The sequence below is a fragment of the Streptomyces sp. NPDC126497 genome (assembly GCF_040302425.1).
In the GTDB taxonomy this organism is placed as follows: Bacteria; Actinomycetota; Actinomycetes; order Streptomycetales; family Streptomycetaceae; genus Streptomyces.
Window position 1 is genome coordinate 12,035 of record NZ_JBEORT010000100.1, and the last position, 14,335, is coordinate 26,369.

Annotated in this window: 10 protein-coding genes; 4 read left to right on the plus strand and 6 right to left on the minus strand. The window is 71.2% G+C overall.

The window, feature by feature from the left end; genetic code table 11:
• Positions 1-135: 135 nt before the first annotated feature.
• The 4 genes from ABTY20_RS29250 to ABTY20_RS29265 all read right to left on the minus strand — a co-directional run bounded on the left by ABTY20_RS29250 (position 136) and on the right by ABTY20_RS29265 (position 5,263).
• A complete protein-coding gene (locus tag ABTY20_RS29250; RefSeq protein WP_352000097.1) occupies positions 136-1,752 on the minus strand; it encodes a glycerol-3-phosphate dehydrogenase/oxidase in 1,617 nt (538 codons plus the stop codon).
• Between the two features lie 18 nt (positions 1,753-1,770).
• Positions 1,771-3,309 carry a glycerol kinase GlpK gene (gene glpK, locus ABTY20_RS29255; protein WP_352000099.1) on the minus strand — a complete coding sequence of 513 codons (1,539 nt, stop codon included), beginning with the start codon at positions 3,307-3,309 and terminating at the stop codon, positions 1,771-1,773.
• A 65-nt stretch (positions 3,310-3,374) separates the two neighbouring features.
• Complete coding sequence (locus ABTY20_RS29260) at positions 3,375-4,169, minus strand: MIP/aquaporin family protein (protein ID WP_352000101.1); 795 nt, start codon at positions 4,167-4,169, stop codon at positions 3,375-3,377.
• 329 nt (positions 4,170-4,498) lie between these two features.
• Positions 4,499-5,263, minus strand: coding sequence for an IclR family transcriptional regulator (locus tag ABTY20_RS29265; protein WP_352000102.1), 765 nt, complete (start codon positions 5,261-5,263; stop codon positions 4,499-4,501).
• 298 nt (positions 5,264-5,561) lie between these two features.
• On the opposite strand from ABTY20_RS29265, the gene metH reads away from it, so the two are divergent.
• The 4 genes from metH (at position 5,562) to ABTY20_RS29285 (ending at position 12,257) form a co-directional block, all read left to right on the plus strand.
• On the plus strand, positions 5,562-9,074 hold the full coding sequence (metH, locus tag ABTY20_RS29270) for a methionine synthase (protein ID WP_352000104.1): 3,513 nt from the start codon (positions 5,562-5,564) through the stop codon (positions 9,072-9,074).
• Between the two features lie 117 nt (positions 9,075-9,191).
• Positions 9,192-9,893, plus strand: a complete 702-nt coding sequence (locus ABTY20_RS29275) for an HAD family hydrolase (protein WP_352000105.1) — start codon at positions 9,192-9,194, stop codon at positions 9,891-9,893.
• Between the two features lie 446 nt (positions 9,894-10,339).
• The gene (locus ABTY20_RS29280; RefSeq protein WP_352000107.1) at positions 10,340-11,947 is read left to right on the plus strand and encodes an ABC transporter substrate-binding protein; all 1,608 of its coding nucleotides are present in this window, start codon (positions 10,340-10,342) and stop codon (positions 11,945-11,947) included.
• Between the two features lie 67 nt (positions 11,948-12,014).
• Complete coding sequence (locus ABTY20_RS29285; protein WP_502991912.1) at positions 12,015-12,257, plus strand: hypothetical protein; 243 nt, start codon at positions 12,015-12,017, stop codon at positions 12,255-12,257.
• A gap of 69 nt (positions 12,258-12,326) precedes the next feature.
• Here the strand turns inward: ABTY20_RS29285 and ABTY20_RS29290 are convergent, their stop codons facing one another.
• Both ABTY20_RS29290 and ABTY20_RS29295 read right to left on the minus strand, forming a co-directional pair.
• Positions 12,327-12,998, minus strand: coding sequence for a response regulator (locus ABTY20_RS29290; RefSeq protein WP_352000109.1), 672 nt, complete (start codon positions 12,996-12,998; stop codon positions 12,327-12,329).
• A gap of 14 nt (positions 12,999-13,012) precedes the next feature.
• On the minus strand, positions 13,013-13,942 hold the full coding sequence (locus ABTY20_RS29295) for a RecB family exonuclease (protein ID WP_352000111.1): 930 nt from the start codon (positions 13,940-13,942) through the stop codon (positions 13,013-13,015).
• Between the last annotated feature and the right edge of the window lie 393 nt (positions 13,943-14,335).

Below are 14,335 nucleotides of genomic sequence, written 5' to 3' on the forward strand. Positions count from 1 at the left end.
CCCATCCCGCGCCCCCCTGGGCACCCTCCCCCTTTGTTACCCCCCCATTTTTGTCGGGGGGGGGGGGGGGCCCCGCGTTGCGGCCCCCGCCCCCGGCCCGTGCCCGGCTCCCGTGCGGGGGAGCCGGGGAGCGCGTCACTTCCCGTCGAGCAGCTCCTGCACGTCGGCGCGGACCTCGTCCGTGGCCAGACCCCGGATCGTCAGGGTGGTGCGGCGGCGCAGCACGTCGTCCGCGGTCTCGGCCCACTCGTGGTCCCGGGCCCAGACGACCTGCGCCCGGATCTCCGGGGCGTCCGGGTGGACGCGCCGGGCGAGCGCCGGGTCCTCGTTGGCCAGCCGGGCGATGTCGAAGGCCAGCGAGCCGTAGTGGGTGGCCAGGTGCCTGGCGGTGTCCGCCGCCATGCGCGGGCCGGGCGCCGGACCGTCGACCAGCAGCCGGTGGGCCACCGCGCGGGGGTTGGCCACGCCCGGCAGCGGCAGCTTCTTCGGCAGCGAGGCCACCGGCTCGAAGTCGTCGCCCAGCGGGTGGCCGGGCAGCTCCTGCAGCTTGCGCATCACCGTGCGGCCGATGTGGCGGAAGGTGGTCCACTTGCCGCCCGCGACGGAGAGCATCCCGCCCCGGCCCTCGGTGACGACGGTCTCCCGCTTGGCCTTGGCCGTGTCACCGGGACCGCCCGGCAGCACCCGCAGACCGGCGAAGGCGTACGTGATCAGGTCGCGGTCGAGCTGCTGGTCGCGGATGGAGAACGCGGCCTCGTCGAGTATCTGCGCGGTGTCCTTCTCGGTGACCGCGACGTCCGCCGGGTCGCCCTCGAACTCCTCGTCGGTGGTGCCGAGCAGCAGCATGTCCTCCCAGGGGAGGGCGAAGGTGATCCGGTACTTGTCGATCGGCGTGGCCAGCGCGGCCTTCCACGGGGAGGTCCGCTTCAGGACCAGGTGCGCGCCCTTCGACAGGCGGATGGACGGCGCGGCGTCCGGGTCCTCCATGCGGCGCAGGTGGTCGACCCACGGGCCGGTGGCGTTGAGCACGAGCCGGGCGTTCACCCCGAACTCGTCGCCGGAGAGCCGGTCGCGCAGCTCGGCGCCGGTGACCCGGCCCCGGGTGAAGCGCAGGCCCGTCACCTCGGCGTGGTTGAGGACGACCGCGCCGGACTCGGCCGCCGCGCGGACCGTCATCAGCGCCATGCGGGCGTCGTTCATCTGGTCGTCGCCGTACACGGCCACGGCCTTGAGGTTGTCGGTGCGCAGCTCCGGCACGTCCTGCGCGGCCTTGGCCGGCGAGAGCAGGTGCCCGACGCCGTCGCCGAAGGCGGACAGCGCCGAGTACGCGAAGACACCGGCGCCGAGCTTCGCCGCGCCGTGCGGCCCGCCCTTGTACACGGGGAGGTAGAACGTGAGCGGGTTCGCCAGGTGGGGGGCCACCTGGCGGGAGACCGCACGGCGCTCGAAGTGGTTCTCCGCCACCAGCTTCACCGCGCCGGTCTGCAGGTAGCGCAGGCCGCCGTGGAGCAGCTTGGAGGAGGCGGAGGAGGTGGCGCCGGCGAAGTCGCCGGCGTCCACCAGGGCCACCCTGAGGCCGGACTGCGCGGCGTGCCAGGCGGTGGAGATGCCCAGGATGCCGCCGCCGATCACGAGAAGGTCGTACGACGCCTTGGAGAGCTGCTCCCGGGTCTCGGCGCGGCTCGGGTTCGAGCCGGACGCCGGGTGCGTCCCCAGGGCAGGCACGGACTGCAGGGTGGACTGGGTGGTCATGGCGGTTCTTGCTCCTCGTCAGTCTTCGTCGGCGATCCAGCCCATGGTCCGCTCGACGGCCTTGAGCCAGCTCTTGTACTCACGGTCGCGGGTCTCCGCGTCCATGCGGGGGGTCCACTCGGCGGCCCGCCGCCAGTTGGCGCGCAGGTCGTCGGTGCTGTTCCAGAAGCCGACGGCCAGGCCGGCGGCGTAGGCGGCGCCGAGGCAGGTGGTCTCGGCGACCATCGGACGCACCACGGGGGCGTCCAGGAAGTCCGAGAGCGTCTGCATCAGCAGGTTGTTGGAGGTCATGCCGCCGTCGACCTTGAGGGCGGTGAGCTCCACGCCGGAGTCCTTCGTCATGGCGTCCGCGATCTCCCGCGTCTGCCAGGCGGTGGCCTCCAGGACGGCGCGCGCGAGGTGCGCCTTGGTGACGTACCGGGTGAGGCCGGCGATCACACCGCGGGCGTCGGAGCGCCAGTACGGGGCGAACAGGCCGGAGAAGGCCGGCACGAAGTAGGCGCCGCCGTTGTCCTCGACGGAGAGCGCGAGGGTCTCGATCTCGGCGGCGGTGGAGATCAGGCCCATCTGGTCGCGCATCCACTGCACCAGCGAACCGGTGACGGCGATCGAGCCCTCCAGGGCGTAGACCGGCTTCTGGTCGCCGATCCGGTAACCGACCGTGGTCAGCAGCCCGCTGTAGGAGTTGATGATCTTGTCGCCGGTGTTCATCACCATGAAGGTGCCGGTGCCGTACGTCGACTTGGTCTCGCCCTCGGCGAAGCAGGTCTGGCCGAACAGGGCCGCCTGCTGGTCGCCCAGCGCGGAGGCGACCGGGATGCCGCCGAGCAGCTCGCCCAGCCGGCCGCCCCTGATCTCGCCGTAGACCTCGGCCGAGGAACGGATCTCGGGCAGCATCGCGGCGGGAACGCCGATGGACTCGGCGATCCTCTCGTCCCACTGCATGGTGTGCAGGTTCATCAGCATCGTGCGGGACGCGTTGGTGACGTCGGTGACGTGGCGGCCGCCGTCCGTGCCGCCGGTCAGGTTCCAGATGACCCAGGTGTCCATGGTGCCGAAGAGGATGTCGCCCGCCTCGGCGCGCTCCTTGAGGCCGTCGACGTTGTCGAGCAGCCAGCGGGCCTTGGGGCCGGCGAAGTAGGAGGCGAGGGGAAGGCCGGTCTCGCGGCGGAAGCGGTCCTGGCCGACGTTACGGCCGAGCTCGCGGCAGAGGGCGTCGGTGCGGGTGTCCTGCCAGACGATGGCGTTGTGGACCGGCTCACCGGTGTGCCTGTCCCACAGCACGGTGGTCTCGCGCTGGTTGGTGATGCCGATGGCCTTGATGTCGTCGCGGGTGATGCCGGCCTTCTCGACGGCCCCGGTGACGACCTCCTGGACGTTGGTCCAGATCTCGGTGGCGTCGTGCTCGACCCAGCCCGGCTTGGGGAAGATCTGCTCGTGCTCCTTCTGGTCGACGGAGACGATGCGCCCGTCGCGGTCGAAGACGATGCAGCGGGAGGAGGTGGTGCCCTGGTCGATGGCGGCGATGAAGGGGCCGGCGGTGTGGGCGTCGGTCACGGTGTGCTCCTGGGGGTTCCTTGGTTACGGGGCGGTACGTACAGCGCTGTCACGCGATGCGGGGCCTACGCGAAGGCGACGTTGTAGAGGCCGGCCGCGAGGGCCCCGCCGATCAGCGGACCCACCACCGGGATCCAGGCGTAGGACCAGTCGGAGCCGCCCTTGTTGGGCAGCGGCAGCAGGGCGTGCACGACGCGCGGACCGAGGTCGCGGGCCGGGTTGATGGCGTACCCGGTCGGACCGCCCAGCGACAGGCCGATGGAGACGACGACGAGCGCCGTGATCAGACCGCCCAGCACGCCCAGGCCGTTGCCCGCGTCGTTCAGGCCCTGGGTCAGGATGGCGAGCAGGAGCACGAAGGTGCCGATGATCTCCGTGGCGAGGTTCTGCACCGTGTGCCGGATCTCCGGACCGGTGGAGAAGACGCCGAGCACCGGGCCCGCGCCCTTCTCCTGCGCCTCGACCGCCTTGGCGGCGGTGGCCTGCGCGCCCGGACCGCCGACGATCTCCCGGTCGGTGAGGTGGGCCAGGAACTGGCCGTAATAGGCCACCCAGACCAGGGCCGCACCGATCATCGCGCCGAGGAACTCCCCGGCGAAGTAGGTCGGGACGTTGCTCCACTCGCCGTCCTTGATCGCGAGCGCCACGGTGACGGCCGGGTTGAGGTGGGCGCCGGAGAGCGGTCCGGCGATGTACACCGCCGTCATGACGGCGAAGCCCCACCCGAAGGCGATGGCGAGCCAGCCGGCGTTGCGGGCCTTGGAGGCCTTCAGCGTCACGGCGGCGCAGACGCCGCCGCCGAGCAGGATGAGTATGGCGGTACCGATGGTCTCGCCGATGAAGATGTCGGAGCTGGACACCCGCGACTCCTTTGTCCTTCGTCCAGGGAAGCCGGCCCCCGGGTCCCACCGGGGATCGGCGCCCTCAGGGGTGAGAGCGATACCGGCCCTTGGCGTTGCCACACTCTAACTCGTATTGCCGGTAGGTGTTCGACAATGCCGACCGATGGACGGGAGTCTTTCCCGGTGCCCCGCGGGCGTCAAGGGTTTGGTCGTCGAAAACGCGATCGTTATGGAGCGTCCCGGGTTGCCGATCTTCGCGACGGTTCCGTCGGCTCGCGCCCGGTATGTCCGGGGATGCGACGGCGACCGGGACGCCGTGCGGCGCCCCGGTCTTCTCCGCGTTCCGCTCAGAACCGCCCGGCGCCCAGGTCCCGCGACACCGCGCGGGCGCAGTCCCGCACCGCCGCGATCAGCTCGGGCCGCAGCTCGCCGTCCCGGCGCAGCCGCTCCACCGCCCCCGTGATGCCCACCGCGCCCACCGGCATGCGCCGCCGGTCGTGGATGGGGGCGGCGATGGCGGCGACGCCCTCCCAGGTCTCCTCCACGTCCGCCGCGTAGCCGCGCGCCCGGGTGAGGTCGAGGATGCGCTCGAAGTCGTCGGGGTCGCACACCGTGCGGTCGGTGAAGGCCTTGCGGTCGGCCTCCAGGGCCTCGCTGTGGGCCACCGGGTCGTAGGCCGACAGCACCTTGCCCAGGGCCGTGGAGTGCAACGGCTGCATGGCCCCTATCTCCAGCACCTGCCGGCTGTCGTCCGGCCGGAAGACGTGGTGCACGATCAGCACCCCCTGCTGGTGCAGCACGCCGAGGTGGACGCTCTCGCCGCTGGAGCGGGCCAGGTCGTCGGTCCACACCAGGGCGCGCGCCCGCAGCTCGTGCACGTCGAGGTAGGTGGTGCCCAGGCGCAGCAGCTCGGCGCCCAGCTGGTAGCGCCCGGAGGCGTCGTCCTGCTCGACGAACCCCTCCTGCTGGAGGGTGCGCAGGATGCCGTGCGCGGTGCCCTTGGCGAGGCCCAGCGAGGAGGCGATGTCCGACAGGCCGAGCCGACGCTCGCCGCCCGCGAGCAGCCGCAGCATCGCCGCCGCCCGTTCGAGCGACTGGATGTTCCGTGCCATCGCCGTCCCGCCTCCGTCCCCTTCGGCCGTCCACCCACGACGGGCCGCTGCCGCCGTTCGGCATTGTCGAACACTACCGGTCGATGTCGACCTCCTGCCAATGGCCGGGCGCGATCGGTGCCGCCACTCGTGCTCCGTACGTCGGTTGTCGGCCATCATCGTCCGTCTCGTGGACGCCCCGAACATCGGGGAGCGGTCCCGGATACCCTGGCGTGGTGCGCCCAGCCGGGGACGCTCCGTGAGGGGATTCCCGGCAGCCGCAAAGCCGACAGCCGTCGCACCAGAGGGAGCCCCTTTCATGGCCTCGTTGCCGCAGACCCCTTCCGCCGACAGCCGGACCCGTGTGTCCGCCCTCCGTGAGGCGCTCGCCACCCGGGTGGTGGTCGCCGACGGAGCGATGGGCACCATGCTCCAGGCCCAGGACCCCACCCTCGAGGACTTCCAGAACCTCGAGGGGTGCAACGAGATCCTGAACCTGACACGCCCGGACATCGTCCGTTCGGTCCACTCCGAGTACTTCGACGCCGGGGTCGACTGCGTCGAGACCAACACCTTCGGCGCCAACCTCACCGCCCTCGGCGAGTACGACATCCCGGAGCGCGTCGCCGAGCTGTCCGAGGCGGGCGCCCGCATCGCCCGGGAGACGGCCGACGAGTACGCCGCGCGGGACGGCCGCACCCGCTGGGTGCTCGGCTCGATGGGGCCCGGCACCAAGCTGCCCACCCTCGGCCACACCACCTTCGCCGCCATCCGGGACGCCTACCAGCGCAACGCCGAGGGCCTGCTCGCGGGCGGCGCGGACGCGCTGCTGGTGGAGACGACCCAGGACCTGCTGCAGACCAAGGCCTCCGTGATCGCCGCCCGCCGCGCGATGGAGAGCGCCGGGTTCGAGGTCCCGCTGATCGTGTCGGTCACGGTCGAGACCACCGGCACCATGCTGCTCGGTTCCGAGATCGGCGCCGCGCTCACCGCGCTGGAACCGCTGGGCATCGACATGATCGGCCTGAACTGCGCCACCGGCCCGGCCGAGATGAGCGAACACCTGCGCCACCTGGCCCGCCACTCCCGTGTCCGGCTGTCCTGCATGCCCAACGCAGGCCTGCCGGAACTCACCAAGGACGGCGCCCGGTACCCGCTGTCCCCGGGAGAGCTGGCGGACGCCCAGGAGAACTTCGTCCGCGACTACGGCCTGTCCCTGGTGGGCGGCTGCTGCGGCACCACGCCCGAGCACCTGCGCCGGCTCGTGGAGCGCGTGCGCGACCTCGCCCCGGCCGAGCGCGACCCGCGCCCGGAGCCCGGCGCGGCCTCCCTCTACCAGAGCGTCCCCTTCCGCCAGGACACCTCCTACCTGGCGATCGGCGAGCGGACGAACGCCAACGGGTCGAAGAAGTTCCGCGAGGCGATGCTCGAGGGCCGCTGGGACAACTGCGTGGAGATGGCCCGCGAGCAGATCCGCGAGGGCGCGCACATGCTGGACCTGTGCGTGGACTACGTGGGCCGCGACGGCGTCGCCGACATGGAGGAACTGGCCGGACGCTTCGCCACCGCCTCCACCCTGCCCATCGTCCTCGACTCCACCGAGGTCGACGTCATCCGGGCCGGGCTGGAGAAGCTCGGCGGCCGCGCGGTGATCAACTCGGTGAACTACGAGGACGGCGACGGGCCCGACTCCCGGTTCGCCCGCGTCACCCGGCTGGCGCAGGAGCACGGCGCCGCGCTGATCGCGCTCACCATCGACGAGGAGGGCCAGGCCCGCACCGCCGAGAAGAAGGTCGAGATCGCCGAGCGGCTGATCGACGACCTGACCGGCAACTGGGGCATCCGTGAGGAGGACATCCTCGTCGACTGTCTGACCTTCACCATCTGCACCGGCCAGGAGGAGTCCCGCAAGGACGGCCTGGCCACCATCGAGGGCATCCGCCTGCTGAAGGAGCGCCACCCGCGGGTGCAGACCACCCTCGGCCTGTCGAACATCTCCTTCGGCCTCAACCCGGCCGCCCGCATCCTGCTGAACTCGGTCTTCCTCGACGAGTGCGTCAAGGCCGGACTGGACTCGGCGATCGTCCACGCGTCGAAGATCCTGCCCATCGCCCGCTTCAGCGAGGAAGAGGTCCGCACGGCCCTGGACCTCATCTACGACCGCCGCGCCGAGGGCTACGACCCGCTCCAGAAGCTCATGCAGCTCTTCGAGGGCGCCACCGCCAAGTCCCTCAAGGCGGGCAAGGCCGAGGAACTGGCCGCGCTGCCCCTGGAGGAGCGCCTCAAGCGCCGCATCATCGACGGCGAGCGCAACGGGCTCGAGGCCGACCTGGACGAGGCCCTCCGGGAGCGGCCCGCGCTCGACATCGTCAACGACACCCTCCTGGACGGCATGAAGGTGGTCGGCGAGCTGTTCGGCTCCGGCCAGATGCAGCTGCCGTTCGTGCTCCAGTCCGCCGAGGTGATGAAGAACGCCGTCGCGCACCTCGAGCCGCACATGGAGAAGACCGACGAGGCCGGCAAGGGCACCATCGTGCTGGCCACCGTGCGCGGCGACGTGCACGACATCGGCAAGAACCTGGTCGACATCATCCTGTCGAACAACGGCTACAACGTCGTCAACCTCGGCATCAAGCAGCCGGTCTCCGCGATCCTGGACGCCGCAGAGGAGCACAAGGCCGACGTCATCGGCATGTCCGGGCTGCTGGTGAAGTCCACGGTGATCATGAAGGAGAACCTGGAGGAGCTCAACCAGCGCGGCCTGGCCGCCGACTACCCCGTCATCCTCGGCGGCGCCGCCCTCACCCGCGCCTACGTCGAGCAGGACCTGCACGAGATCTACCAGGGCGAGGTCCGCTACGCCCGCGACGCCTTCGAGGGCCTGCGCCTGATGGACGCCCTCATCGGCATCAAGCGCGGAGTGCCCGGCGCGCAGCTGCCGGAACTGAGGCAGCGCCGGGTCCGCGCGGCCGCCGTGGAGATCGAGGAGCGGCCCGAGGAGGGGCACGTCCGCTCCGACGTCGCCACCGACAACCCGGTCCCCGCCCCGCCCTTCTGGGGCACGCGCGTGATCAAGGGCATCCAGCTCAAGGAGTACGCGAGCTGGCTCGACGAGGGCGCCCTCTTCAAGGGGCAGTGGGGTCTGAAGCAGGCCCGTACCGGCGACGGGCCGACCTACGAGGAGCTGGCCGAGACCGAGGGCCGGCCCAGGCTGCGCGGACTGCTCGACCGGCTCCAGACGGAAAACCTGCTGGAGGCGGCCGTGGTCTACGGCTACTTCCCGTGCGTCTCCAAGGACGACGACCTGATCATCCTGGACGAGCGGGGCAACGAGCGCACCCGCTTCACCTTCCCGCGCCAGCGCCGCGGCCGCCGGCTGTGCCTGGCCGACTTCTTCCGCCCGGAGGAGTCCGGCGAGACCGACGTGGTCGGCCTCCAGGTGGTCACCGTCGGGTCGAGGATCGGGGAAGAGACCGCCCGGATGTTCGAGGCCAACGCCTACCGCGACTACCTGGAGCTGCACGGGCTCTCCGTGCAGCTGGCGGAGGCCCTCGCCGAGTACTGGCACGCGCGCGTGCGCTCCGAGCTGGGCTTCGCGGGCGAGGACCCGGCCGCGATGGAGGACATGTTCGCCCTGAAGTACCGGGGCGCCCGCTTCTCCCTCGGTTACGGCGCCTGCCCCGACCTGGAGGACCGCGCCAAGATCGCCGACCTGCTCGAGCCGGAGCGCATCGGCGTGCGGCTCTCCGAGGAGTTCCAGCTGCATCCCGAGCAGTCCACGGACGCCATCGTCATCCACCACCCGGAGGCCAAGTACTTCAACGCCCGCTGAGGCCCCACCGGCAGCACCGGGCGTCCGCGTCCCGCACGACGTACACTGGTCGGTCCACCGCAGGCCGGTTCCCCCCGTGGGAACCGGCCTGATCGTCCCTGTGAAGGAGGTACGCGGATGACCAGTACGGTCCCCGCGCTCGGAACCCGGACGGCCGAGGGGTCGGCCCTGCAGGCCGTCCTCCTCGACATGGACGGCACGCTGGTCGACACCGAGGGCTTCTGGTGGGACGTCGAGAAGGAGGTCTTCGCCTCCCTCGGCCACACCCTCGACGAGTCCTGGCGCCATGTCGTGGTCGGCGGTCCCATGACCCGCAGCGCGGGGTTCCTCATCGAGGCCACCGGCGCCGACATCGGCCTCCCCGAGCTGACGGTGCTGCTCAACGACGGCTTCGAGGAGCGCATCGACCACGCCCTGCCGCTGATGCCGGGCGCCGCGCGGCTGCTCGCCGAGCTGGCCGAGCACGAGATGCCCACCGCGCTCGTCTCCGCCTCCCACCGGCGCATCATCGACCGGGTGCTGACCACGCTGGGCCACCGGCACTTCGCGCTGTCGGTCGCCGGCGACGAGGTCCCGCGCACCAAACCGCACCCCGACCCGTATCTCGCGGCCGCCGCCGGGCTCGGCGTGGATCCCGCGCGGTGCGCCGTCGTCGAGGACACCGTGACCGGCGTGACCGCCGCCGAGGCCGCGGGCTGCCAGGTCGTCGCGGTGCCCTCGGTGGGCCCGATCCCGCCGGCCGCCCGGCGGACGGTCGTCCCCTCACTGGAAGTCGTGGACCTGACATTCCTGCACGGTGTGATGACGGAAATGCGCTAGGCGTTCACCCAGCGCAGCAGGGTTACCGCCGGAATTCCCGCCCTCTCGGTTCCGGGAGCCCGGTCGCGCGCGTCCGAAAGAATTCGGTCCGCTCGTCGACGGCCGAATTCCGGCAGTGCCGAACCCGCTTTCGCGTGTGAGGTTCACCACATGCGAGGGGGTCGACAACGATGTCCTCCGCTGCCTCCCGCACCATTTCCTAGGTCATCGGTACGTCCTTGTGTCCCGATTCATCGGAAGCTGCACCAATCATTCCCCGGTCACCTTTACCGGTGTGTTCACACCCGGTCTCACTGTGTGATGAGCCCTCGGCTCCGGTGACTGCGAACCCCCCTGCGGGCGCGGACTAATGTCATTGCGAGAACCTCGCCCCCATCCCCGTGATCCGCGGCAACCACCCCTGCGTGCCGGATACACGGAGTCGACAGTCCTGGAGAAACTCGAGCATGAACCGCAAGACTTTGGTGCTGGCGGCCGCGATGGGCCTGCTCGCGCCGGTGCTCGCCGCCTGCGGCGACACCGAGGGCGGGAGCGGAGACGGCGATGCGATCGTCGTGGGCACCACGGACCGGTTCACCGCATCCAAGGAGGACGGCCCCGCGCCCCTCGACCCGGCCTGGGCCTACGACGTCGGTACCTGGAACATCCTGCGGCAGACCGTGCAGACCCTGATGGTCCAGCCCCGGGGCGACGGCGAGCCGGTGCCCGAGGCCGCCGAGTCGTGCGGATTCACCGACGCCGGCAACGAGCGCTACAGCTGCACCCTGCGTGACGGCCTGAAGTTCTCCAACGGCGACGCGATCACCGCGGAGGACGTGAAGTTCTCCATCGAGCGCGCCATCTCCCTCGAGGGCGACAGTGGTGTGTTCGCGCTGCTGTCCACCGTCGACACCGTCGAGACGCAGGGCGACCGCGAGGTGATCTTCCACCTCAAGAGCGCCGACGCCACCTTCCCGTACAAGCTGTCCACCCCGGTCGCGGGCATCGTCAACGCGGACGACTACGACAAGGGCAAGCTGCGCGAGGGCTTCGAGGTCGACGGCTCCGGCCCGTACACCCTCGAGGGCGAGGTCAAGGGTGACACGCTGGTCAGGGCCACCTTCACCAAGAACCCCTCCTACAAGGGCGCGCTGGAGGTGAAGAACGACAAGGTCGAGATGGTCTCCTACGAGAGTGCCGAGGCCATGGGCGAGGCGCTGAAGAAGGGCGACATCGACATGGCGACCCGCACCATGTCGCCGGAGCAGATCCAGGAGTTCGGCAACGCCACCGACGGCGAGATCGAGCTGGTCGAGTCGCCCGGTCTGGAGATCCGGTACCTGGCGTTCAACACCGAGGCCCCCACCGTGAAGGACAGGGCCGTCCGCCAGGCGATGGCCCAGATCATCAACCGCAGCGAACTGGTCGGCAACGTCTACGGCTCCCAGGCCGAGCCGCTGTTCTCGCTGGTCCCCGCCGGCATCACGGGTCACTCCAACGCGTTCTTCAACGAGTACGGCGACCCGGACGTGGCCGAGGCCCGCGAGCTGCTGCAGGAGGCCGGCGTCACCACCCCGGTGAAGCTGACCCTGCACTACACGCACGACCACTACGGCCCCGCCGCCAAGACGGAGTTCGAGCAGCTGAGCAAGCAGCTCAACGACAGCGGTCTGTTCGAGACCGACATCAAGAGCGAGACCTGGAACAAGTTCAAGACCGCCGCCCAGAAGGGCAAGTACGACGTCTACGGCATGGGCTGGTTCCCCGACTACCCGGACGCCGACGCCTTCACCGCCCCCTTCCTCGACGAGGACAACTTCCTCAACTCGCCCTACGCCAACTCCCGGATCATCAAGGAGCTGATCCCCGAGTCGCGCCGGCAGGCCGACCGGCTGTCCGCCTCCGACAGCCTCACGGCGATCCAGGACATCGTCGCCAGGGACGTCCCGGTGATCCCGCTGTGGCAGGGCAAGCAGTACGTGGCCGCCCGCGACGGCGTCACCGGCACCGCCTACGCGCTCAACTCGTCCTCCTCCCTCCAGCTGTGGGAGCTCGAACGCGGCGTCAGCGGCTGACGAAGCCGAACGGACCCGGACCGACCGGTGGCGCGGTCCGGGCGGCAAGAACGACAAGGCGCAGCTCGTGAATCCGCGCGACCCGTGGCCGGTCCTGCCCCTCGTGGCGGGGCCGGCCTCCGGCCTGTTGACCGGCTGCGGCACCGACGAGGACTTCGGCCTCATCCGGGACATCGTCGCCAGGGACGTCCCGGTGATCCCGCTGTGGCAGGGCAAGCAGTACGAGGCCGTCCGTGACGGCGTCCACGGTCTCGAGCACTGTCTCGACGCGTCGACCGGGTTCCGCTTCCGGGAACCGAGCAAGGGCTGACACCCCGCCGACGCGTCGAGGGCGCCTCCCCGGCCGGGGAGGCGCCCTCGACGCACACGGCCCGCCGGGCTACTGCGCGCCGGGGCGCACCAGCCCGCTCTCATAGGCGTACACCGCCGCCTGCACCCGGTCACGCAGCCCCAGCTTGGTCAGCACATGGCCGACGTGCGTCTTGACGGTGGTCTCGCTGACGAACAGGTCGGCGGCGATCTCCGCGTTGGACAGCCCGCGCGCCACCAGCTTCAGCACCTCGACCTCACGCTCGGTCAGCGTATGCAGCGTGTCCGGCACCGGCTCGTCACCGGACGGCAGGTGCGTGGCGTACTTGTCCAGCAGCCGGCGCGTGATGCTCGGCGCCAGCATCGCCTCCCCGGCGGCCACCACACGGATCGCCTGCACCAGCTCATGGGCCGGGGCGTCCTTCAGCAGGAAGCCGCTCGCCCCCGCCTTCAGCGCCTCCACCACGTACTCGTCGAGGTCGAACGTCGTCAGCACCAGCACCTTCGCCGGCCCGTCCCGCTCGGGCCCGGTGATCTGCCGGGTCGCCTCCACCCCGTCCATCCGCGGCATGCGGATGTCCATCAGCACCACATCGGGCTGCAGCGCCCGTACCTGGTCCAGGGCCTGGAGGCCGTCTCCGGCCTCGCCGACGACCGCGATGTCCTGCTCGGCCTCCAGAATCATCCGGAACCCGGTACGCAGCAGCGGCTGGTCGTCGACCAGTAGGACGCGGATGGCCACCTGAGTCTCCTTCGCTAGTCCGGCCCCATTCTGCCCTGTGGGGTCCCGCCGGACTCGGGCGCCCTCACCGGCAGCGGGTACGGCGGGGGAGTGCCGCCGAACTCCGGGCAGCGCGCCCGGTGGTCGCACCAGCCGCACAGCTTCGTGGGGCGCGGACGCCAGTCACCCGTCTCGGTCGCCTGCCGGATCGCGTCCCACAGCGCCAGCAGCTTGCGCTCCACCCGCTCCAGGTCCGCGGGCACGGGGTCGTACGTCAGCACGTCACCGCTGCCGAGATACACCAGCTGGAGCCGGCGCGGGACCACCTTCTTCAGCCGCCACACCACCAGGGCGTAGAACTTCATCTGGAACAGCGCGCCCTCGGCGTACTCCGGCCGGGGCGCCTTGCCCGTCTTGTAGTCGACGATCCGCACCTCGCCGGTCGGCGCCACGTCCACCCGGTCGATGATGCCGCGCAGCCTCAGTCCGGAGTCCAGCTCCGCCTCGACGAACAGCTCACGCTCGGCGGGCTCCAGCCGGCTCGGGTCCTCCAGCGAGAACCAGCGCTCGACCAGCCGCTCCGCCTCCGCCAGCCAGCGCGCCAGCCGCTCGCCCCCCGGATCGTCGGCGAACAGCTCCATGACCTCCGGCCGGGTCTCCCGCAGCCGGTCCCACTGACCCGGGAGCAGCGACTTCGCCCGTGGCACGGTGCGGTCGGCGGCCGGGGCGTCGAAGAGGCGCTCCAGCACCGCGTGCACCAGCGTGCCCCTGGTCGCCGCCTCGCTCGGCTTCTCCGGCAGCCGGTCGATGACCCGGAACCGGTACAGCAGCGGGCACTGCATGAAGTCACTCGCGCGCGAGGGCGACAGAGAGGCGGGCGGTACGGCGGTGGCCGTGTCCGCCCGCACGCCCCCGGTGGCCGGGCCGCCACCGGCCCGCTCCTCGCCCTCGATGCTCGTCTCCATGCACACAGACCTTACGGCCCCCCACCGACAGCGCCTACGCCGCCGGCGGCGGGGAGGGGAGGGGACAGGGTGCCGGGGCGGAGCGCACGGCGCGGGCCGCATACCATCGACACGAGACCCTCCCGTCCGGCAGGCGCGGGAGACGCAGCGAACGAGGGGACACCGGTGGACGCAAGCGGCGGGCGCGGACAGCCGCGACCCGGCAACGACGAGTCGCCCGACCACACGGGCCCTCAGCCCCCGACCCCCGGTCCCGGCCACCCCACGGACGAGCCCGCCGCGTCCCCCCGGCCGGGCCCGCGCACCGCGGACGCCGGATCCGGCGAACCTCCCGCGTCCGGGGGCGGACCGGACGACGCGCGGGGGGACCGGCAGGCCGACGGCGCCCCCGGG

What these genes read in the sequence shown, in the direction of transcription:
- ABTY20_RS29250 (WP_352000097.1), bottom strand. Translation starts at nt 1,752, where the DNA reads ATGACCACCCAGTCCACCCTGCAGTCCGTGCCTGCCCTGGGGACGCAC.
- ABTY20_RS29265 (WP_352000102.1), bottom strand. Translation starts at nt 5,263, where the DNA reads ATGGCACGGAACATCCAGTCGCTCGAACGGGCGGCGGCGATGCTGCGG.
- metH (WP_352000104.1), top strand. Translation starts at nt 5,562, where the DNA reads ATGGCCTCGTTGCCGCAGACCCCTTCCGCCGACAGCCGGACCCGTGTG.
- ABTY20_RS29275 (WP_352000105.1), top strand. Translation starts at nt 9,192, where the DNA reads ATGACCAGTACGGTCCCCGCGCTCGGAACCCGGACGGCCGAGGGGTCG.
- ABTY20_RS29280 (WP_352000107.1), top strand. Translation starts at nt 10,340, where the DNA reads ATGAACCGCAAGACTTTGGTGCTGGCGGCCGCGATGGGCCTGCTCGCG.
- ABTY20_RS29295 (WP_352000111.1), bottom strand. Translation starts at nt 13,942, where the DNA reads ATGGAGACGAGCATCGAGGGCGAGGAGCGGGCCGGTGGCGGCCCGGCC.